Source organism: Chryseobacterium sp. W4I1 (assembly GCF_030816115.1).
Lineage (GTDB): Bacteria > Bacteroidota > Bacteroidia > Flavobacteriales > Weeksellaceae > Chryseobacterium.
In genome coordinates this window covers 2,316,652-2,339,954 of record NZ_JAUSXQ010000001.1, presented here as the reverse complement: position 1 = coordinate 2,339,954, position 23,303 = coordinate 2,316,652, and the positions used below count along the sequence as shown (strand labels likewise).

General features: G+C 35.7%; 19 protein-coding genes. 16 read left to right on the top strand and 3 right to left on the bottom strand.

The genetic code is table 11. The features are described from left to right. Positions 1–43: 43 nt before the first annotated feature. A complete protein-coding gene (locus QF044_RS10890) occupies positions 44–514 on the bottom strand; it encodes a hypothetical protein (RefSeq protein ID WP_307266917.1) in 471 nt (156 codons plus the stop codon). Positions 515–698: 184 nt separating this feature from the next. Here QF044_RS10890 and QF044_RS10885 point away from each other — a divergent pair, with 184 nt between their 5' ends. Continuing rightward, a complete protein-coding gene (locus QF044_RS10885) occupies positions 699–1,523 on the top strand; it encodes a hypothetical protein (RefSeq protein WP_307266916.1) in 825 nt (274 codons plus the stop codon). Between the two features lie 109 nt (positions 1,524–1,632). Next, positions 1,633–1,914: a transposase gene (locus QF044_RS10880; protein ID WP_307266913.1), complete on the top strand. Its 282-nt coding sequence runs from the start codon at positions 1,633–1,635 to the stop codon at positions 1,912–1,914. A gap of 681 nt (positions 1,915–2,595) precedes the next feature. On the opposite strand, the gene QF044_RS10875 is transcribed toward QF044_RS10880, so the two are convergent. Continuing rightward, positions 2,596–4,998: a hypothetical protein gene (locus QF044_RS10875; protein ID WP_307266911.1), complete on the bottom strand. Its 2,403-nt coding sequence runs from the start codon at positions 4,996–4,998 to the stop codon at positions 2,596–2,598. Between the two features lie 605 nt (positions 4,999–5,603). Here QF044_RS10875 and QF044_RS10870 point away from each other — a divergent pair. Beyond that, on the top strand, positions 5,604–6,755 hold the full coding sequence (locus QF044_RS10870; RefSeq protein WP_307266909.1) for a cation:proton antiporter: 1,152 nt from the start codon (positions 5,604–5,606) through the stop codon (positions 6,753–6,755). A gap of 167 nt (positions 6,756–6,922) precedes the next feature. Next, positions 6,923–7,375, top strand: coding sequence for an Hsp20/alpha crystallin family protein (locus QF044_RS10865; protein WP_307266906.1), 453 nt, complete (start codon positions 6,923–6,925; stop codon positions 7,373–7,375). A gap of 198 nt (positions 7,376–7,573) precedes the next feature. Here the strand turns inward: QF044_RS10865 and QF044_RS10860 are convergent, their stop codons facing one another. Then, complete coding sequence (locus QF044_RS10860; RefSeq protein ID WP_307266904.1) at positions 7,574–11,473, bottom strand: response regulator; 3,900 nt, start codon at positions 11,471–11,473, stop codon at positions 7,574–7,576. 301 nt (positions 11,474–11,774) lie between these two features. On the opposite strand from QF044_RS10860, the gene QF044_RS10855 reads away from it, so the two are divergent. The 12 genes from QF044_RS10855 to QF044_RS10800 all read left to right on the top strand — a co-directional run bounded on the left by QF044_RS10855 (position 11,775) and on the right by QF044_RS10800 (position 23,175). Then, entirely contained in the window at positions 11,775–12,821 is a 1,047-nt protein-coding gene (locus QF044_RS10855) for an alpha/beta fold hydrolase (RefSeq protein ID WP_307266902.1), read from the top strand. A gap of 166 nt (positions 12,822–12,987) precedes the next feature. Further along, positions 12,988–13,404, top strand: a complete 417-nt coding sequence (locus QF044_RS10850; protein WP_307266898.1) for an organic hydroperoxide resistance protein — start codon at positions 12,988–12,990, stop codon at positions 13,402–13,404. A gap of 70 nt (positions 13,405–13,474) precedes the next feature. After that, positions 13,475–14,182 carry an alpha/beta hydrolase gene (locus QF044_RS10845; protein WP_307266895.1) on the top strand — a complete coding sequence of 236 codons (708 nt, stop codon included), beginning with the start codon at positions 13,475–13,477 and terminating at the stop codon, positions 14,180–14,182. 459 nt (positions 14,183–14,641) lie between these two features. After that, entirely contained in the window at positions 14,642–15,316 is a 675-nt protein-coding gene (locus tag QF044_RS10840) for a hypothetical protein (protein WP_307266892.1), read from the top strand. Positions 15,317–15,416: 100 nt separating this feature from the next. Continuing rightward, positions 15,417–16,049 (top strand): hypothetical protein, encoded by a 633-nt coding sequence (locus tag QF044_RS10835; protein WP_307266890.1) that lies wholly within the window; start codon positions 15,417–15,419, stop codon positions 16,047–16,049. A 23-nt stretch (positions 16,050–16,072) separates the two neighbouring features. Then, complete coding sequence (locus QF044_RS10830) at positions 16,073–16,555, top strand: hypothetical protein (RefSeq protein ID WP_307266887.1); 483 nt, start codon at positions 16,073–16,075, stop codon at positions 16,553–16,555. 648 nt (positions 16,556–17,203) lie between these two features. Then, positions 17,204–17,743 (top strand): Crp/Fnr family transcriptional regulator, encoded by a 540-nt coding sequence (locus tag QF044_RS10825; protein ID WP_307266885.1) that lies wholly within the window; start codon positions 17,204–17,206, stop codon positions 17,741–17,743. A gap of 237 nt (positions 17,744–17,980) precedes the next feature. After that, positions 17,981–18,703: an SDR family NAD(P)-dependent oxidoreductase gene (locus QF044_RS10820; RefSeq protein ID WP_307272000.1), complete on the top strand. Its 723-nt coding sequence runs from the start codon at positions 17,981–17,983 to the stop codon at positions 18,701–18,703. Between the two features lie 387 nt (positions 18,704–19,090). Further along, positions 19,091–19,672, top strand: a complete 582-nt coding sequence (locus tag QF044_RS10815; RefSeq protein WP_307266883.1) for a Crp/Fnr family transcriptional regulator — start codon at positions 19,091–19,093, stop codon at positions 19,670–19,672. A 118-nt stretch (positions 19,673–19,790) separates the two neighbouring features. Then, entirely contained in the window at positions 19,791–20,204 is a 414-nt protein-coding gene (locus QF044_RS10810) for an ester cyclase (protein ID WP_307266880.1), read from the top strand. A gap of 210 nt (positions 20,205–20,414) precedes the next feature. Beyond that, entirely contained in the window at positions 20,415–22,982 is a 2,568-nt protein-coding gene (locus QF044_RS10805; protein WP_307266879.1) for a substrate-binding domain-containing protein, read from the top strand. After that, entirely contained in the window at positions 22,975–23,175 is a 201-nt protein-coding gene (locus QF044_RS10800) for an AraC family transcriptional regulator (RefSeq protein WP_307266877.1), read from the top strand. Before QF044_RS10805 ends, QF044_RS10800 begins: the two co-directional genes overlap by 8 nt. The last annotated feature ends 128 nt before the right edge of the window (positions 23,176–23,303 follow it).

Sequence of the window (23,303 nt, the reverse complement as noted above, 5' to 3'; positions counted from 1 at the left end):
AATGGTGCTGTTTGTTTTTAATATTCCGGAAAATTTTAAAAAATTAGCGGACCAGAAGATAGATTCCAACACCAATTGCGGCATAAGCCACCACCGTAATAATATCAGCTATAGGCTGTGAAAAACGTTTTTCTGCAATTTTCTCACTATTGATCTGGTTCTTATGGAATTTCAGGATTTTTTTAGGATTATGCACCGGGTGGGCCACCAGGCTGTCGCTTTCCCACTTGTCAACGATTACTTTATAGCTCCTGCCATCAACGTCTATTTTAACATTTTTACCTGCGGCAAGTTTTTCCTGGATATTAACCGGGGCCGGCGTTGGTTGTAAGTTAAGGTTTTGGGATGCAGCTGTTGTATTTTTCATTGGCGTGGCAATATTATCAGCAGTAGCTGTCCTTTTTTTAGATTCCTGCTTACTGTCGGTCGCCGGATCTGCTGGCTTTTTTACCTGGTACGTATAGCAACTGGTAAGAGAACATAATATAATGATGAGATAAAGATTATTTCGCATGAGCCAAATTTAAGAATTAAACGGAATATTTGGGAGTTTGTTTTGAAAGATGGTGGATTTTTTAATACCTCGATGTGAAAAATCTTCTAACTACGGTTTTCCGTAATTCTTGTACATCACTATCATCTACATTTGGAAAAAATATGGAAAACAATCTTTTATTAACTAAAACTATTTTATTACTATGATAACTCTTACAACAATTCTAATATTTTTATTTATTGTATTTCTAATAAATTTCGTAATAGTAAAATCTACACAAAATAAGTTTCCCAATAATACCGAAACTGAAAACTTGAAATTAACGGAGAAATCTAGACAAACGGTATTGATTTTAGGATTTGCAATGATATTTATTTCAGTGTTTTATATAAATATTTTTCATAAATCAGAAGAAGAAATATTTGCTGAAAAGAAGAAGAAAGAAGAGCTAGATAAAATTCCTGCTAAAAAACTAGCAGCAGATAATGAAATAAAACGTTTGCGACTAACTAAAAACGAAGTTGAAATTTTAAATCAACATGAAATTCTTATTAAAAACTTATCTGATGAAGTTAAAAATGCTTATTCTATATTAAAATCGCAAAAATATTTTGTTGATACTGAAATAATAAGATTTACTGGGCTTGCTAAAAAAACTAAAGGTTCTGAATTTGAAAATAAAGTTATAAAAACTAGAGATTCATTAGTGAAAAATGAAAAAGCAATTGGCAGAAAACAGATTGCTGACCTAGACAAAAAACAATCCGCAGAAGAATCTGAAGCAAGATTAAAATATGGAGAAGATTTGAGAAATTTATTACTTGACAGAAATCTAGATATTAAGATTATAGTTTCTGGGAAGGATAATAAAAAAATAAAATTGACATATGTTCTTTTTAATGATGTATGGTTTAGAAAATTTGAAACGTTAGGTTATTTTAATATGATACACGAAAAAGGTTTTACAAATATTGAATTATCAGATGGCTATGGTTATGGTAAATGGATGCAATATGACAATCTGTAATCTCAAATACCATCATAAATGACTCCCTCGCTGCCGCACGAATCCTTTCGTGTGGTTTTTATTTCAACCCCTTTCTCATAAAGTTTTTATCTTTATCAAAACATAAGCGATGAGTCGTAATTACAAATTCCACAATCCTGAGGGATTATATTTCATAAGCTTTGCTGTTGTAGGCTGGCTGGATGTTTTTATTAGAAATGAATATAACGAAATTCTTTTAGAGAGTTTAAGATTTTGCCAAAAGAGTAAAGGAATGGAAATATATGCATGGTGCATTATGTCAAGTCATGTACACTTGGTTTTCAGAAGTATAAATGGACAAAAACCAGAACTTCTGATTGGTGATTTAAAAAGATTTACAAGTAAAGCACTTATAACAGCAATCAAATAAAATCCTACAGAAAGCAGAAAAGAATTTTTATTAGAATTCTTCTTTAAAGAAGGTGCAAAAACTTCAAATGTAACCCAATATCAATTTTGGAGACATGATAATCAACCTATTGAGTTATGGAGCAACAGGGTGATTGAGCAGAAAATTAATTATGTACATCAAAATCCGGTAAAAGCAGGTTTAGTTTTTCGTGCGGAAGATTATAGATACAGCAGTGCAATTGATTATTCTGATGAAAAAGGACTTTTAGATAATATTGTTGTTTTTAGAATGTTTAATTTATAATGCTAAAAAACCACACGAAAGGATTCGTGCGGTAGCGGGGAGAGGTAATACTTACAGCGAACGAATAGAATTTTATTAACGCAAAGGCTTATTTTAATAATGCAAAGTTTAGGAAGCAAAGAAGGAATCAATCATTGATTGATTCGATGAAGCGGGCGTTTTATCCATCCGCTTCATCAGCGGTGAAACCGCCATCCTTTGCTTTCCTTAAAATCAAAAGAGTCTTATAAAACCTTTGCGTGAAAAAATAGTCTGCCCGACGGTTCTTATCTGACTTCCAAAAAATTCTTTCCAAAAACTTGAAAAAAACAATAAAAAATCGCTTAAAATGTTGAATTGAAATAAACAAAAAGCCTTTCAGAAAAACTGAAAGGCTTTTGAATCCGGAGAATTCTATTATTTAAAGATTTCCTGATCATAGAGAAGATTGTCATCTTCATCGAAACTTATAATCAGTACTTTGTATTGTTTAGCGCTGTCGTTATTAAAGAATTTAATTCTTGGAGGAACATAGTCGCTGTCAAATAAATTGGGATTCCAGTAAAGGGTTTCCCGTGTATCGTTTTCAATTTTCTTTGCAGGATCATCATTATCTAAAGTTTCAATAAGAAATTCCGAAGGTTTATCATATCCTTTTATAACGGATGAATTGTTTTTCTGTGTTTCTTTTTCATTGCTTTTAGATTTCATATTACCCTTCATCGTATAGATGAGTACCGCATCACCTATTAATCCGGCTCCTTTAAGAATTTTCACCATTGCGATATTGTTGACAGGAAGGCTGGCAATCATGGAAGGATCAGTAGCCGTTTCGTCTAAATACAGTTTAGCCTGCTGATTGCGGATATAAGGGACGTTGACTCCTGAATTATTTCTTTGAAACGTTAAACCGGCCGCTCTTCCCTGTAGCCAGTCGAATATATTATTTGACCCGGCAATATGCTGGTCTTCATTCACGAAATCGAATATAGTAGAGTTTACAGAACTAAACATTCCCGTGGACAGTTGCTTGTCTAGCTCTTCTTTGGGATCCTGCTTTTTTCCTACCAGTTTTACTTCTTCAATTTGTACATCAGCATTTTCGACTTTTTTTGTGTTTTTTTGAGTGTTGATGGCTCTGGAAATGCTGGGAGAAAGAGTTTTATTTTCACCGGCTTTTACCAATTTATATTTTGTCCCCGGGAAGTTGCCTTTAAATGCTACGGGATTTACCAATGGCTCTACGGTGACGAATAAATTATCAGTACCGGATTCTTTATTATTTTCTGAATTGACAAATAATGAAACATCCAGGGGCTCATCATAGTTAATGTTATTTAAATAAGCGTATCCGTTTTGATCTGTTATAAATTGATTAATGGCAGGTTCATTTTTACCTAATCTCAATACTAAGCTTACAGGAGTGTTGATCAGCATGGAACCGTTTTTAATGGGCTTTACCTTGTAAGAAAGATAGGGTTGAGAATTCGTTTTAATGGTGGGTACAGATCCGCTAAGTAAGGAATTCCAGTTAAATCTCTGCCAGCTTTCAGAAATAAGGAGTGCATCCAAAGCTTCAGTATTAGCATTTTTAGAAAAATATTGTGCCGGGCTGTCTATTTTTGTAGTAAAATCTCCGGTTAACCAAAGTCCGCTCAGTATGTTTTCTTCTTCCGGATTCTGGGTGCCGTCGTCTTCACTTACCAAAACAGTATAATTTTTAAAATAAGACTCCGGGGAAAGATCAATGCTGTTAAAAGATCTTGGAGTATGTTTGATGTTCTGGCCTACAATTTCTGCTTTTTCAATCTTTAAGTTGCCGGGTTTTATAAAGCAAAGTCTTTGTGCAACCAGGTTGTCCTGCTCGTCAAAAATGGCTAATTGCAGAATACCGTTAGCTCCGTTGCTTATTTTTGTAGGTATAAGGCTTGTAGCTTCGTTGGTTAGCTGATTGATGTTTGCTTTATAAGCCAGATGGTTATTGATGGTTCCTACAATTTTATAATTTTGAAGCTGTTGTTTCAGGTTGGCACCTTTTAAGGTATATTTAATCCCTTCTTTGGAGCTGTACACTTGTAAATTGAGGCCGCTGTCTGCAACCTGTGGCAGGTCTATGGTCTGGTTTTTTCCTGTATTATCCTGAATAATAACCTGGTACTTTTTTCCTGAAGCAGGAGTTATTGTAAAAGAGGCGACATTTCTATCAAAAGATTTAAATGTAGTTATAGGGACATTGGGATTTTGGGAATCTATTACTTTTCCGGCCCAGTTTTCCGGAAGGGAAGTCTTGCTTGATAATCTTACGGCAAATTTCGAAGGAATCCCGCTAATGAAAGTTCCGCCTTCCGGGAAGGCTTTTGCAGACCAGTCAGAGCTCTTAGAAATCACCAATGATTCTTTGGAATTGGGATTGTACACCAGAATAGTTTTTACGATCTGAAAATCATCGTTAAAATTGGTCATGTAAGGCGTATAAGCTCTTACAAAATACACCTGTTCGGGAAGGTCTTCTTTCAGTTGGAAATCTCCGCTGCCTTCACCATTGGTCAGGAGTATCGTTTTCCAGTCTATTAATTTTTTATCAGCATTGTACAGTTCAACAAATAGAGTAGTAGATAATGCAGAACGGTTATAGCCATCAAATACAAAACTTTTAAACCACATTTTGTCACCAGCTGCATATTGTGATTTATCGGTAAGTAAGTACACTTTTTCCTGCTCGTAATTATTCTCAAGATTGGTAAGTGCTTTTTCTAATTTAGTTTGTGCAAGTACAGGTTGTACCATTGAAATAAGCAATACAAAGACTATATTTTTCATAGAAATCTCAACGCATTTTAATTCGGTGCTAATGTAATGATTTAAAGGGTTGGAGCATTGATATTTTAGATTCTTATTTAGAATAAAGAATAAAGAATAAAGAATAAAGAATAAAGAATAAAGAATGATTATATTTTTCAAAATTGATTTTCTGAACCAAGAACAGAACTTTTTGCTCATGCTGCTGCTCATTAATAAAAAGGACAGCAACGATTGCTGCAAAAAATAGATTATGTAAGATAAGCCTGGTAGCACTTTTCCCACTGAATTTTTACATCTTAGAAAATGAAATTTTGACTAAACATTTTTGATAGCCAGTTTTGGTGAACGGTTCTGGCGTATGTTTTGGCTTATAATGGCGTAATGGAAGTAGTGAGGTTTCTGAATAATTTCTGAAATTTTGACAGCAATCCTGGAAATTCATCAAGGTATCTGTATTGGTATTTTTTTTGTTGGGTATTATATAGATTGTTAAACCGGCAGGCAGGTATCCATGCTCTGTCGCTGCCATAACGATCTTCTTACCACAAACTCTAGACTTTTAATACGTAAAATAGAACCGTTATATTACAGAGAATATGCTTGGGACAGTAAGTATTTTGTGTATGACTATTCTGGGACTGATGTTTTTGCTTAAAAAACTAAATCAGCCTTACCTTATTGCCTATATAATTGCCGGGATAGTATTGGGACCTTCCGGGGTACAGCTTTTCAGCAAAGCCGAAGATATAGAAGTAATCGGTGAAATAGGGATATTACTACTGATGTTTTTTATAGGCATGGAAATTAATATTCCTAATAAAAAAAGCCTGATTATCAAACCTATATTAGCCCAGGGACTTAAAATAATTCTGAGTTTTATATTCGCTCATCTTATTGGTAATATACTTCATCTGGATAATAAAAGTGTGCTGCTCATTGCGCTGCTTTTTACGTTTAACAGTACTGCTGTAGTCGTCGATTTTTTAAAGAAGCACGGAACGTTACATACTTCCTTCGGCATTGTGATCCTCAATATTTTGCTGTTACAGGACCTTCTCCTGGCACCCGCTTTGACAGTATTGAAATTCTGGAATGGCTATAATCTCAGCCTTTTAAACGTTGTGCTGCCATTAGCCATATGCGCTGCCATCTTTTTAATCTTCCGGAAGATCAGGCATATCAGTGAAATTAAGCTGTCAAGTGCATTCCTGGAAAACGACCATGACCTCCAGGTTTTTTCCGGTCTTTTCATCTGCCTTGGATTTGGGCTTGTTGCAGAGGCTGTAGGATTCAGCGCTGCGCTGGGCAGTTTTATTGCCGGGGTACTGGTAGGTAAAATGAAAGCATTCCATTGGCTTGAGCACGCTCTGCTACCCTTCAAGGTTTTTTTTGTCTCCCTATTTTTTGTTTCCATTGGTCTGCGAATGGATATTCATTATCTTTTATCCAATTATAAGCTTATCGCTATAGGTACCTTAGTGGTATTGGTGAGTAACAGCATTATGTCGGCTATTTTCTTCCGGATATTAAATTTCAAATGGAAAGACAGCTTCTATGGAGGAGCATTACTCTCCCAGACCGGGGAATTTGGAATTCTGGCACTTTCTATCGCTTATAAAAGTAATATGGTGGGATATGACCTTTACAAGGCTGGATTGGCTATCACCTGCTTATCTTTATTATTCTCTACAATATGGATCAGTTTTGGGACTTTTTTCAGTAAGGGCCAGACAGACAGCTTGACGAAAACAGAACGTAACGGGACCTCACCGTGAAGCAGAAACATGTCTGAATTTTTGTCAGAAATTATGAAAAATTGACAGCCATTCTGAAAAAAAATCATACGGTACTGACTGGCATTTTTTTTGTATTTTTCTTGTTACAGCTGGCCAGCTGACGTGTTATTAAATGATTGTTGAACTTTAATTAAAAGGAAATTGCTATGAATAATCTGATGAAGAGAAATATGAGCAATAATTTAGGATTATCAAACATCTTTGATGATTTTTTTAATCGTGAACTTTTTAACTGGGGCAATAACCATTATTCATCAACCAGCACAACTGTACCATCAGTCAACATCAAAGAAAATGCAGATGTTTTTGAAGTGCAGGTTGCGGCTCCAGGAATGGATAAGAGTGATTTTGAGATCAAGCTGGATGGAAACATGCTGACCATTTCATCTTTAAAACAGGACAGCAGGGAATCAAAAGATGATAACTTTACACGAAGAGAATTCAGTTATCAGTCCTTCCAACGAAGTTTCGAGCTTCCGAAAGATGTTGTTGACCAGGATAACATCAATGCGAAATATGAAAACGGGCTTTTGACGCTTTCAATCCCTAAAAAGGAAAATGCGAAACAAAAACCTCCAAGAATGATAGAAATATCGTAAGAATTATAAAAAATGGCTACAAAAAGTAGCCATTTTTCTTTTATAAATCTTTTCTGTTAGGTTTTGTGCGATTGAAAAGGATATTGTAGATATAACGCTTAATCGCCTATGATACCACTTCCGTTAATGACTGTTTGTTGATTCAGAAAAGGTGCACCTTTGCCTGTTTCCAGATACAATTTCAAGCTTGCGGTAAATTTATTTTACTAATGCTTTTATTATATTTAATCCAATTGATATTTGATGAATAACTTCCTGTTGCATGGAAGTAAAATCCATGTTTTGATCTGCTTTACCTTCCCAATGTAAAACAGTTTCTGCAAGCTTAATCAATCCGGCAGTTCCGGCAGTACCTTTGAGTTTATGAAGTATTTTTTCAAGCTCATCAGCATTTCTTTCTTCAACAGCTGATTTTATATTGTTCTCTGCCTGATTAATTTCGGTAATAACTAAATTCAGAAACATCTCCTTAAAATCCGGATCATCACCTGTTTGCTCATTTAAGAGACTGAGATCGAGATAATTTTCTGTTTTTAGTGCATTTTCTGTTTCTGCAGCATCATTAAGAACATACTTTTTCAGCATTTCCAGAAGGTCCGCCTGTCGTAGGGGTTTGGGAAGAAAATCATTCATCCCCGAATCCAGGCATTTTTCTTTCTCTCCCAGTATGGTTCCTGCGGTAATTCCAATAATAGGAATATGCTGATATCCCGGAAGCTGCCGGATTTGTTTTGTGGCTTCTATACCGTCCATTACAGGCATCTGTACATCCATCAGGATGAGAGAAAAATCTTTGTCTTTGCAATAGTTGAGAGCCTCCAAACCGTTGACCGCTTCTGTTAGCTGTGCTTCTGGAATAAGGGACTTCATCATTTTATTGTTAAGAACCATATTTACCGGGTTATCATCTACCAGCAAAACCTGCAGGTTCTGAACGGATAGGGTAGACCCTTCATCTTCGTATTGTTTAATGACAGGTATTTCTTTATCATTATTTTCCATCACCCTTTTTAGGGTTCTATACAATTCCTGAGATTTTATAGGCTTCAGCAGGAAATATGAATTTTTTTCCTGGCGGAAAGAATTGATCACGTCATGTTCTTCCGAGGAAGTATGAAGAATAACAAGAGGAGAAGTTTCATGCTGCTTGTTAAATAATTCTTTAATTTTTTCTATCGTTTCCAAGCCTGAAATCACCGGCATATGGTAATCCATTAAAATCACGTCGAAACGTTCTCCGGCCAATAGAATCTGCAAAGCTTCCATCCCGTTAGCCGCTAATTTTGATTCAATATTCTTATAAGACAGCATATGCTGAAGAATAATCCTGTTGGCTTCATTATCATCAACAATGAGCACTTTCTGTATTTTCAGTTCTACATCATCATTTGCCTCAGACATTTCATAAGGAAATTCAATATCAAAGAAAAATACAGAGCCTTTCTGTGGTGTACTGATTAATTTGAGGTTGCTTCCCATATATCCCAGAATATTATTGGAAATGGTAAGCCCAAGCCCCGTGCCTCCATAATGTTTGCTGATGGAACTGTTTTCCTGGGTGAAAGCATCAAAGATATGTTGTTGCTTTTCTTCCGGAATTCCAATTCCTGTATCACGCACTGCAAACCGAAGGGATATATTTTTACCATCCATACGGAGCTTTTCTACTTTCAGTTCTATTTCGCCCTGCTGTGTAAATTTTACCGCATTACCCAACAGGTTGATTAGAATTTGTTTTAGTCTGGACTCATCCATCCAAAGGCTTTTCGGCAAGCCTTGTTCAATATTCAGAAGCAGCTCAATATCCTTTTTCTGGGATTGATAAAGAATAACATTGATAACCTGGCTGACTACATCATATACATTACATTTTTCTATAAGAAGCTCCATTTTACCGGATTCTATTTTAGAAAAATCAAGAATATCGTTGATAATTGTGAGCAGGTTTTCGCCCGATTCATTAATATAGTTTAAATATTGCGTCTGTATCTCGTTAAGCGGTGTTTTTAATAACAGGTCTGAAAATCCTATGACCCCATTCAAAGGAGTACGGATTTCATGGCTCATATTGGCAAGGAACTCAGATTTTGCTTTACTCGCAATATCCGCCATTTTCTTGGCCTTTTTAAGCTCCTCATTAGTTTCCACCGTACGGGTGATATTCTGTACAGAAACGATGATTCCTCCTATCACACCATGAGAGAGATACCAGGGTCTTACTTCCAGATTGTAATGTTCGTATCCATTTTCCTTTTCCAGAATAAAGTTTTCATTTTTATAGGCAATACCTCTTAATGCATTTATGTATATGTCCTTTCTCTCTTTCGGAACATTGGGCGAAATCGTGAAAATGTTTTTTCCTATAAGTTCCCTATCATTCATATTAAATTCATCCCTCCAGCTGCTGCTTGCAGATAAGTAATTAAGATCTTTGTCAAACATAGCCACAGCGACTGGAACATAGGTAACGAAAGACTGCATCATCGCTTCCTTTTTTGCCAGTTCTAGATACATATTTTTAAAGTCATCAATGTCCTGAATAATTCCGAATATTCTACTGCATACCCCGTCTTCAAATTCAGGGATTCCTTTTACCCTTACCCAGATTGTAATTCCGTCATTGCGTACCAGTTGAAACTCCTCATCATACGGAATTCCTTCCGAGACCGCTCTGTTAAATAGAAATTCAACCCTTGGTCTGTCTTCTTCCTTATAAAAGCCTACTGCATTTTTAAAATCCGGCTGAAAATCCGACTTTGTTTTATGAATTTCTTTTGTCGTCCTAGACCAGAATATAGAATTTTTTTTAAGATTAACCTCCCATCCACCTACCTGAGCAACATCACTGGTTTGCTCAAGCATTTTTTTAGTATAAAGAAGGTCTTTTTCCAGTGTCATTCTTTCCGAGATATTCAACGCTGTACTTACAACATACTGGTTTCCGTCTTTATTGATTTCTACCAGATTGTGGTACATCCAGACCAGTTCTTCACCTTCCTTAGTTTTCAGAATCATGGTTCCGGAATCTTCTTTTTTTTGATTGATGCGTTGCAGATAATCATTAAGTAGAGGCCAGTTTGATTTCGGAACCAGATCTTTTAAATTCAATCCTTTAACTTCTTCCGCAGAATAATGCAGAGTTTCTCTCCCTTTTTCGTTAACTTCAAGGATATTACCCTCCATATCGTGCATACTCATTAAGCCTATAGCATTTTCGAAAAAGCTTCTGAAACGACGTTCAGAGCTCTCCAGTTGCATTTTTTCGTCAATTTGCTGGGTAATATTAATTCCGAAACAAATGATTTCGCACTGACTTTGATTTCGCTTTACATACCACTTTATTATAGTATGAGCTGTCCCCTTGGAATTTGTAGAGGTGGTGAAAAACAGTTCTTCATCGGTTTGAAGAGAACGGTCAATATCTACTTTTACTGCAGGATTTTGTTCTTCAAAAAAGGTTAAAAAATTCAGGTCAACAGCATGGTTACGGTCTATTTCAAAAACTTTTTCAAAAGCAGGGTTTACATCTTTGAAGTCAAAATTATCATCCAGCACACAGATAAGATTATTTGAAATATTGAAAATCTGCTGGAAATATTCCGCCTGAATATTTTTTCTTCGGCCCATTAGCAGTTTTGTCACGGCTTCCCCCAGTTTCTTTAGCGCAGAAATTTGTTGTTCCGATAAAGATTTTGGGATATAATCAAACATGCAAAGAGTTCCCAGTACAAATCCCTCATTATCGATGAGCGGGATCCCGGCATAGAAACGAATTCCTCCCGCAATAATCAGTGGATTGCTAGATGACCTTTCATCTAATAAAGTATCTTCTATAACCAGGACCTCTCCACTCGCGATTGAGTATTGGCAAACGGTATTCTGACGATCCACAGTCTCTAAAGACATCCCAATACAGCTCTGTATAATTTGGGTTTCACTTTCCATAATGGCAATTAATGCATTGGCACAGCCTGAAACCAAACATGCGGTTTCTGCAAAAATATCAAGTTGGGGATCTTTAGGAAGGCTTAATAGATCAAATAGTTCCAGTCTTTTAATTCGTTCTCTTTCATTTGCAGGAACTGGATATTTATTCATATTATTAACAATATTTCATTATTGGTTTAAATATAATGAGAAAATTAATATAATGTTTGATTTGTGGGAAAAATAAATTTATATCTCATGAAATTGATTAATAATTTTTGAACTGGTAAATCACCGGTATGATTGTCAATTTTCCCTATATAAATATGAGGCTAAATCCTTTCGAATAAACACCTGTCTGATTTAACCCTAAAAAATCAGTTTTCAACGTTCAATATGACCTGTTCAACCTATTTGATCTTCTTACTATTTCTATTTTGAAATAATTTTACCCCTAACAAAAGATTATATTATGAATACAACATTGAATTTTGGTAAAAGAGTGCTTGTCGCTTTATCGCTGATTATTTTTACAGGAATAGGATTATCATCTTTAAAAGGCCAGACCACCGGCGAAAAAAACTTAGAAAATGATGCCGTCAGATCAGCTTTCCAGAATATAAAAAAGATCAGAGCAGGGTTTTTGGATGTGGGTTATGCAGAAGTAGGGCCTAAATCAGGGAAACCGGTGATTCTTCTTCATGGATGGCCATACGATATCCATAGTTTTGAGGAATCCTCTGCTATACTTGCTGAAAAAGGGTATAGAGTGTTGATACCGTATTTAAGAGGTTACGGAACCACCACCTTTATATCTCCCAATACAAAACGCAACGGTCAGCAGAGTGCTGTGGCAATGGATATCATTTCTTTTATGGATGCTCTAAAAATAGATAAAGCAATTATTGGCGGTTTTGACTGGGGAGCAAGAACAGCGGATATTATTGCAGCACTGTGGCCTGAGCGCTGTACTGCGCTGGTTGCTGTTAGCGGATATCTGATTGGAAGTCCAAAGGCAAACGAAAAACCCCTTCCGCCTAATGCTGAGTTTTTATGGTGGTATCAATATTACTTTTCAACTGAAAGGGGATATAAAGGTTATAAAGCCAATACAGCAGCATTCAATAAATTGATCTGGAAGACCGCTTCACCAAAATGGGCTTTTAATGACGAGACCTACCAGCGCACTGCCGGGGCATTTAATAACCCTGACCATGTTGATATCGTAATCCACAATTACCGTTGGCGTCTGGGATTAGCTAAAGGGGAAAAAGAATATGATATATTTGAATCCAAACTGGCACAGTCTCCGGATATTACAGTTCCAACAGTTACATTGGAAGGCGATGCAAACGGAGCTGCATTCCCTGCCCCGGAAACTTATGCTTCTAAATTCACTGGAAAATACATACATCACACGATAACAGGTGGAATAGGGCATAATTTACCACAGGAAGCTCCAGAAGCATTTGCAGATGCCATCATTGAGGCAGATTCTATGTCTCAGATCAAAAAATAAACTCACTTTCAAACTAATAAGTAAGTTTTCAAAATTCAACTAGAATTAAATCAATGAGGTTGAGAGAAAAATGTGCAATTCAAAGGGAAATCTATCCATTGTAAAGGGGTCAGAATTAGACCAACTTTGCAATATCAAATATCAGTAACAAGAAAATAACAGAAAAATGAATAACATCGAAAACGTATTGTACACAGCTAAAACCCATACGGTGGGGGGAAGAGAAGGAAATGCAAAAAGCAGTGATGAGAAATTGGATATCCTGCTTTCCGCTCCGGGATCAAATGGAAAAGGAACTAATCCTGAACAGCTCTTTGCTGCAGGATGGTCAGCCTGTTATATCGGAGCATTGGGACTGGCAGCAAAAAAACTGGGGATAGTGCTGCCCAAAGAAACTTATGTAGATGCTGAGGTGGATCTTGGAACGATGGGGGATGCCTATTTTTTACAGGCAAGGTTGTTTGTCGGTCTTCCTGGTATCAACAAAGAGACAGCAGAACAGCTGGTAGCACTTGCCCATCAAACCTGTCCTTATTCAAAGGCTGTTCACGGGAATATTAATACTTCAACAACTATAATCTAATAATATCATGATCAAAAAAATTCAACTTTCAATTTTAGTTTTATTAACTGTATTTTTTGGCCTTAACAAAATGAGTGCACAAAAAAAGGAAACCAATGTAAAAATCAAAAACATAGTGCTTGTACACGGAGCATTTGTTGATGGGTCAGGATGGAAAAGCGTTTACGATATTTTGACAAAACGCGGATATAATGTGACAGTGACACAGATTCCATTGACCTCCCTGAAAGATGACGATGCGACTGTCCGCAGGGCACTTGATAGACTTGATGGTCCGGCTGTTCTTGTGGGGCACTCATGGGGTGGTACCGTAATTACCGAAGCCAGTTCACATGCCAATGTTGCATCATTAGTTTACGTTACTGCATTTCAACCGGACAAGGGAGAAACTACTGATACATGGTATTCTTCTCAACCCGGACTTCCTGAAGCAGGCATTTTGCCTCCTGACAGTAAAGGCTTTGTGTACTATGATCTGAAGAAATTCCATGCAGGATTTGCTGCAGACCTTAGTCATGACCAGACTGAATTTATGGCACACTCCCAAAAACCGATTCTGGGATCATCATTTATAGATGTGGTGACATCCGCGGATTGGCATACAAAACCGACATTCGGAATTGTACCGACGGCTGATAAGAGTATTAATCCAATTATTCTAAGAAATATGTATAAAAGATCCGGCACAAAGATCACTGAAATCAAGGGAGCCAGCCATGCCGTATTTATTTCTCATCCACAGGAAGTAGCAGAAGTAATAATTGCGGCTTCCAGATAATACAATAACTTATTTCCAATTATCTAGTATAACACTTTAAGTAATAATGTTTTGATTTTCAATCATTTGTATTTTAACTGATCGGTAGGTTCATTATATTAATTAAGAGAATGAAAATTGAAAATGGGAATAATTTAATCCATTGATTATTAAAGTTATAAATGAAAATATGCACAGATTTTTAATTTGTGCATATTTTGTTTGTGACCTCTACAGGATTATCTTCAAACACTTTATAGATGATTTGGATCTTTTGAGCCAAATTTAAACAAGACTTACAAGCTTTCGGGGCTTTGTCCTACTTAATTTGTTGTTATATTTTTTTTATTTAATTGTTGAATGTAGAGTTGTTTGTTGATTATTTTATTAAAAATAAATTAAATGTAATAAAAAGATATATTTTATATATTAGAGGCAATTTTATTTCAATATAGCAATAAACTTTATCCAACACTAATAATGGGAAAAATCATATTTGTTTTCATCTGTTTACTTTTTCTGACCAGTTGTAAAAAGGAAAAGGTCATAGAATTGCAGAATTTTAACTTTAATAATAAGACGTCAACCTATTTCTCAGATAAAGATAAGTACAAAACGTATGACAACTATTATCAAATAAAGTCTGAGGTCATAGGCGTTGATACTATTTCTGACGGAGAGTTTATTGGGAACGAAAAACCAATACGGATTGAATACAGGCAGGAAATTTTTTCTAATAAAGATGTTCTGGCAAGATTTGGTGATTTTGATTTTAATGCCATTAATTTTGCAACCACTATCGATGATAAGATGATGGTTTTTAATGCGGTTGCAGGGGAGATCTCTTTAAAAGAAACTAAAAAATTTGTAGAGTTATTAGATAAGAAATATGGGAAATCAAAAGTTAGCAAAGAAACTTTTATTAAACCTTATGATATTTATACCTGGCGTTTAGCAGACCGAATAATTAAATATTGTGTAGTGACTGATGATGAAAGCAATACAATCAAAATTGAAGATGATCAAGAAAATAAGAAGATTAATAACGGAAAAAAGAATTCTCACATAAGAGCTTTCCTTTATATTATAAAAAATGAGTATGCCAGCCAAGTCATAGGTAAGATGAGTTCCGGTGATCTTCTGTATTGCAATTGATCCCAGATAAGTTGAGTGATGACGGAATTTTAGTGCCAAATGACTAGTTTACCAGGATCCTATCTTTGAAAAATTCAGCAATCATTCAATATATTTAAAGATGAAAGAAATAAGACAAATTAAAAGACGGCTATTCTTCTTATTCCTGTTGATATTTATAAGTATCAATGCACAAAAAAGCAAAACGGATATCCAAAGTAAATTACCGGACTGGAGAAATAATCCTTTCGGATATGCAGAGAAGGTGATACCTAAAAAAATAAATGGTTATAACGGTGAGTTGAATCCTGCCACGCTACAAAAAGCTGATATTACAAAAGTAGATCAGGAACAGGTTGTATTGGCAGTCTGCATGGTAGAGGGAAATAATAAAGAAACATCTTCATTGACCTATTTTTTTATAAACCCTAAGACCAATCAAATGATTTCACAGTTTCAGTCTGTGTTGACTGTAAAGGGATGTGATATCAGTATACCAGCGTACGTAATTAAAGACATCAATGGAGATAAAAAGGACGATTTTATCTTTTTAGAATTATATGATGATAAATGCAAAGGCGACTATTGGATCAGTTCAAATTTCCATCAGATTAAACCCGTGACGACAAAAAATGAATTGGACGATTATCTCAAACTTAGAAATGATATGAGAATCAACCGGAAGGTCAAAACTACTGAGACAGGATCGTTACATAAACAGCTGGAAGAAGTAGTTGCCGATTTATTTCATTAATAAAACATCAAAATAAAATCTATATGAAAACTAAAACATTATTTCTGACAGCAGTAATTGCAGGAACACTATCAACAGTCAGTTCGTGCTCATATTTTGAAAGTGGTAAAAACCGTGAAAAGGGGACGCCAATGGAATCCTCAAAAGCTGCGGTACAAAAAATTTTGGACGACAAAGAAGCAAATGAAGGGAAGCGTTTTGCGATTACCGGCTATTTGAATTATTCAGCAGGAATGACGGTGTATGTTGACAGACCACAAACAGTATATGTCAATACGGCACCGGGTGATGATGGAGAAACCATCACTCCTGTAGAAATGAAGTGGGCGGAAAACGGGCATAACAGTGTTTTTGTTCCCGAGGATGCAGGACGTGGATCTGATAAGACCATATTTTATGATAACGAAGGCAAACCGATTTCTACAAACGACAAAGTTGAAGTATCATTTGAAGTCGGGAAAGCATCCATTTATCCTATTGAAGTACGAATAGACAAAGTAAAATAGTACAGACGACAGGTCACAACATTTAATGAATTCATTGATTCAAAAAAAGAAAAACGGTGGTTCTGAACCTGAGAAGGCGGTATTAAGTAAAAAATTATAATATGCAGGTAAATTATTTCATACTCTTGTTCACTGGTGTTTTTTTAATAGGTACATTCATCAATTACAGGTATACGCAGAAGAAAGGGATGGTATTTAGGTACAAGCCTGTTTTTTTGATCATCATAATTGTTTTATTTCTTGTTTCATTATATGGAATTATCTCAGGAAAACCTTACAATGAAATCTTACCTTTTATAAAGTAAAATAATTTTGCTGTTTGTTAGATGTGAACCAAAAGATAAAGAATACTAAGAACCTTAATGGATTTTCAATTACGCTTCAATATCGGTGAAACCTGGAAAATGGACAAAGAATTTCACACTTATCATAGGTGAAATAGTAAACTCAATGCATGATATTTTATCTATTGTAAATTCAAATTTTATGGTTCATTTACTAAAGCTAAACAAAGGTTTTTCAATGGGCTTCTCTCCAAAAAATGATTTTGTTTTAAAACGACGTCTTAGTATATTGCGTATAAATAAATACCTGTAAATGTCCAATTTCGAAGTTTTTTACGACTATATTCAAAAATTGTCCGGAGAAATGCTTTCTGAGGAAGAGAAATTTGTGATTGAGACTCATATGAAACTCAGGAAGTTCAGAAAAAAACAATATTTTTTGCAAGAAGGCGATGTGTGTAAATACACCGGATTTATCGTGAAAGGGTCTGCCAAAACATTTTCTGTGGATGAAGAAGGAAATGAAAATATCCTTAAATTAAGTATTGAGAATTGGTGGCTGACTGATTTTGAAAGTTTTTATCATTTAACTCCAAGCCAATACAACATAGAAGCAATGGAGGATCTTGAAGTTTTGCAGGTGACAAATGCGCAGGTTGAAGAGTTTTTTAAACCTATCCCAGCTTTTTCGGCGATGATGGAGGTCATTAAGCAGAATAATGCGATTGCAAATCAAAGAAGGGTTCAAGCCGCAATTAGTTATACAGCTGAAGAACGTTATGCAGATTTTGTCAGTAATTATCCACACTTTCTAATGCGTTTTCCGCAAAATGTGATTGCTTCTTATTTAGGATTATCTCCTGAAACCTTAAGTAGGCTGAGAAAAAAAATAAATTCAAAATAAAACTAAATACAAGACTCTTCTCTATTCTTAGTTTAATAAGTCCCATTTTACACTTTCCGTGAAGTAATTCTCATTTGGTTAAAAGCCTTGTATTGACTTATATCAAGTGTATTTAATGATTCAGGTCAAGAATGCATTTCTACTGAGGAAATACCTTTGTACAATAATTCAGAACAACATATCTGAAAATTATAAAATGTACAATTATGAGTAAATTAAAAAAACAAAGTTGCCGTTATCACCGGCGGTAACAGCGGGATAGGTCTTGGTATTGCAGAAGCATTAAAAAATGAAGGCGCAGTAGGGGCAATTGTAGGGAGAAATCAGGAGACTTTGGATAGTGCTATAGCACTCCTTGGAAATGATTTTATTGCGATTAATGCTGATGTGACCAAAGTTGAAGATTTGGAAAGAATATTTAAAACAACATCGGAAAAATTTGGTAAAATTGATGTTCTTGTCGCAAATGCCGGGGCCGGGGCTGTGGGAACTGTGGCAACGACTACTGAAGAAGATTATGATAAATTAATGAATTTAAATCTAAAGGCTGTTTATTTCACGGTTCAAAAAGCTTTGCCATATATGAATAATGGCGGTTCTGTTATTCTTATCGGTTCAAATGCAGCACATCGTGCTTATGCTTCTTTCACGCTCTACGGTGCAGCAAAATCTGCTGTAATTTATTTGGCAAAAGGATTTTCCAGTGATCTGCTAGACAGAAAGATCAGAGCTAATGTCATCATTCCCGGTACAACGGATACCCCGGCGTTTGATAAGTTTATTCCTGCCGAGCAAATAGATGCAGTAAAGCAACAGTTTGCAGAAGTCGTACCGGCTGGTAGGATAGGGAAGCCGTACGATATTGGCAAAGTTGCAGTATTTTTAGCTTCTGAAGATTCTTCATTTATGCTGGGTGCTGAATTGCTTGTTGATGGAGGTATGACCTATTTGGCAAAATAAATTATTTTAAAATAAAAAGTTGAAGATTTAATATTCTTCCTGAAGCGCTCTTGTAATAAGGGCGTTTTTTCTGGAACTGAAGTACAATATAAAGACAAATCGTTGAGGAAGGCAAAGAACCCGATATCAATACAAAAATAGAAGGTAAGCTTAATGTACTTATCATTTTGCTATTGAGTTTGACAGTATGCATTTCCGTTGGAATTTACTTGTGTTATCTATTATCTTTAAGAAATTTTAATAATTTGGCGTATCTTTTACAGAAGTTTTTTAAACAGAGAGTCACAAATCTTCTATATTTATATCGGGATTTTTTGCAGTTCAGTTTTATAATATTTTGTAAAGTGGCAAATTATTTAAATACTCATCTTAATCAATATTAAAAAGTTGACGATACAACCATTAATCGAATATTTTAAAAAATACCTTCCTCTAAATTCTGAGGAGATCAATTTGCTTGCCGAAAGAATAAAACCCAGAAACATAAAACGGAGACAAATGATCTTGCAGGAAGGCTTCGTTTGCAAACATTATACGTTTGTTGAGAAAGGCTGCTTTAAAATGTACGGGATCGATGAAAAAGGGACGGAACATAATCTGATGTTTGCAGCAGAAAACGATTGGGTTGCTGATCTGGGAAGTTTCTATTCAGGAAAACCAAGCAAACTGTTCATAGAGGCAATTGAACCTTCGACCATTCTGCAAATTGAGAAGCAGGACCTGCTTTATCTTTTTGTGAATTCACCAAAATTTGACAGAAACTTTCGGGTAATCGTGGAGGAAAAATTCATTGAGCTTCAAAACCGTTTGTTACAAAATTTCAGTTCAAATGCAGAGCAACGGTATGGGGATTTCCTGGAACAATATACCGAACTTGCTTCAAGATTACCCAATACTCAGATAGCTTCCTATCTTGGTATCACCCCTGAATTTCTCAGCAAGATCAGGAAAAACAGAGTATTAAAATAATAGGTATTCTTAAACTATATTAAGACTATTTCTTAAGCTTGTTTATGAGCTGGAAAGACAATTGTGAACCATCTTTGCATGATAAAACCAATCGATATTACAAACTAAAAAAATAGAAATGGAAGCAACAAAACAATTTTTTAATCAATTTGTACAGTTCATCAATACTGCTGACGAAGATCTGGCACAACAGTTAATAAGCCCGGCAGCAAGTTTCCACGTACCTTTCCAGGCCGACCCATTGCAGGGTCCTAAAGGTTATTTGACGATTATCGGAATGATGCGCAACGGCTTTCCGGATATTCAGTGGAGTATTGAAGAAATGATTGCTGAGAATGATAAAGTAGCGGTTAGGTTTACCATGAAAGGAACTCATAAAGGAACTTTTTTTAACGTACCCGCAACCGGAAAACAGATTGCAGTTAGCGCAATGAATTTTTATCGTTTGTCTGAAAACCAGATCATAGAAGAAGTAGGACAACCTGACTTGCTTGGTTTACTAACTCAAATCGGAGCTGTACCCGCAATGTAATTACAGGCAAAGAATAAGCAATAACTAAATACAATTTCTATTACAGAAGCTGAAGTCACCCACTTCAGCTTTTATTGTTACAGCAAGTATAAACTTTAAATTATTAAAAATATATACACATACTCAATACAGAAGATTTAATACAAAATACTATCATTAAAAATTGCCTGTCTGCATCAACTTTATTAATATTGTGTTAATATGTTAACAATGAAATTTTTGAAAGTTTTCGGTTTTCCTAAGGCTTATAGAATATTATTTCTTCTTTTTTTCCTAGTGTTTTTTTCTTGTAAAGAATCTCAGAAAACTTCTGACAAAATCAGGATCGGATTTTCACAGGGCTTGGGAAATCATCCCTGGAGATTGGCAATGAACCATTCGATGGAGATACAGGCATCACTCCATTCCGAAGTAGAGCTCAATATCCAGAAAGCAGAAAATTCGGTTAGCAAGCAGGTTCAGGACATACAAAAAATGATTGATCGTAAGGCGGATGTGATTATCATCTCACCCATTGATCCCGAATCCTTGGTTCCTGTGGTGGAAAAAGCAGCTACCAAACATATTCCGGTTATTTTGCTCGACAGGAAGATCAATTCAGAAAAATATACAACCTACATAGGTGCCGACAACTTGGAGATTGGTAAAGAAGCGGCCAATTACATTCTTTCAGATTCCAAAAATGATAAAAAAATAATCGAAATAAAAGGTGATGACCAATCTTCCCCAACCATAGAAAGAAGCCTAGGCTTTCAGGAAATCATCAAAAGCAATCCCAGCACAGATCTTATAAAAACATTCAGAGGCCTTCCTGTTGATGCTTTTCGGAAAACGTTGGATTCCCTGGGAAATCAAAGTCTGTACGTTTTTGCTTTTAATGATGAGCTTGCCACCAATGCGTGGCAGGTTGCAAGGAATACGGGTTTGGAAAATCAAATTAAATTTATCGGCGTTGACGGACTGAATACAAAAGACGGCGGAATACAAATGGTTCTGGACGGAAAACTGAACGCCACTTTATTGTATCCGACTGGCGGAGCAGAAGCGATCGAGACTGCGATTAAGATTTATAACGGTGTTGCCGTTCCCAAACGCATTAAACTCAGCACAACGATTATCGACCGGATGAATGCGGAAATTATGCGCAATCAGTTTGATAAAATTATTGAGCAGCAGGGCGTTATAGAAAATCAGGTACAGGCAGTAAAAAAACAGATCGAGCTTTATTCCTCACAAAAAGAATTGTTCCGATGGTCTGTAATATTGCTGATATTGATGTTTTGCCTGGTTGCCTATGCTATTTACCTTATCTATGCCATCAAGATAAAAAATAAGCAGCTTACCCTTACCAACGAGAGAATTACTATTCAACGAAACCAGATTGAAACCATTGCCAATGAGTTGAAAGACAGTAATGAAGCGAGGGTTAATTTTTTCACGGGATTGTCTCACGAATTTAAAACTCCAATTACACTTATTCTCAGTTCATTGGAATCTTTGATGGATTCCGGCAAAACCAAAGGGATAAAACCACCCTATGAATTGGAGCTGATCAATAAAAACTCCAACAGATTATTAAGATTGGTAGATAACCTACTGGATTTTAGAAAAATAGAAAATCAAACTTTTAATCTGAGAGTTTCCAAGACGAATATTTACGATTTTACGTATGCCATTTTTCGTGATTTTGAAAATGAAGCTAAGAAAAGAAATATCAAATTCGAAATTCATTCACAGAATAAAAACCTTGAGCTTTATATCGACAGAAACCTGATGGATAAAGTCTATTTCAACCTGTTGTCCAATGCTTTCAAATTTACGCCGGACAATGGAAAGATTGAAATCATGATTCAGGAAAAAGGAAATCAGGCGGTGATCAGCTTTAAAGATAACGGGATCGGAATCCCCGAAAAAGAGATCAGTAATGTCTTCGAAGCATATTTTAAAGGTTCCAACAACAGAAAAAACAGTTCTGGAATCGGGCTTCATCTTAGCAGACAATTCATTGAGCTTCATCTTGGGAAGATAGAAGTGAGCTCTTTTCAGGGAACAGAATTTATCATCAGTCTTTATAAAGGAAATAAGCATTTTAACGAAGACCAGATGGTAAAAGAACCTAGTCTCGCAGGTGCTGAAAGACTTGTAACAGAAGCTGTTTTTACGGGATTGGAAGACGGGACGATTACCCAAAATCAGGAATCTCAGGGCGAACGTTACTCGCTTCTTTTGGTGGAGGATAATTCGGATTTGTCCTTCTTTTTAAGCAAAAAGCTTCAGAATGAATTTGAAGTGATGGTTTCTGACGGTACAGATGCGATTGATAAGGCTTTGAGCGAAATTCCTGATATTATCGTCTGTGATGTCAATCTTCCGGACAAAAATGGCTTTGAAATCTGTGAAATACTAAAAAATGACCTTCGTACATCCCATATTCCGGTCATTCTTCTGACCGCTTTGGATAATAAAGAATCTTATCTTCAAGGACTGAAATCCGGTGTTGACCTTTATCTCACAAAACCTTTCAGTTACCCGATTCTGATACAGTCGCTGCGTGCGTTGCTTTACAACCGCGAAAAGTTACGTTATTACTATACAAACAATATCGGTAGAATTGTAGACAGCAAATCGTTCGGAAGCATAGAGCAAACTTTTGTGAACAATCTCAATCAACTCATCAAAACAAATATCGACAATCCTGATTTTTCAGTAGAAAATCTTGCAGACCTGCTCAATATTTCCAGAATTCAGTTGTATAGAAAAAATAAAAGCAATGTTTGATGTGAATGTGAGCGATTATATCAACAATTTCCGTCTTGAACAGGCCAAATCAATGCTACAAAATCCCGAACTGACGATTTCTGAGATTGCCTACAAAACCGGTTTTTCTTCCCCGAATTATTTCTCCACTGTTTTTAAAAATAAATTTGGCATATCCCCTAATGCTTTTAGAAAGTCTGCAGGGAATGAATGATAAAAAAGTGCAAAACCAAATGATTACATATTTGAATACAATATTATAGTGACAAAATTTAAAGCCTAATTTATATTTAAAATCAATTTTCACATCTAATATTTTTACAATATTGAGCAGCAGTAAAT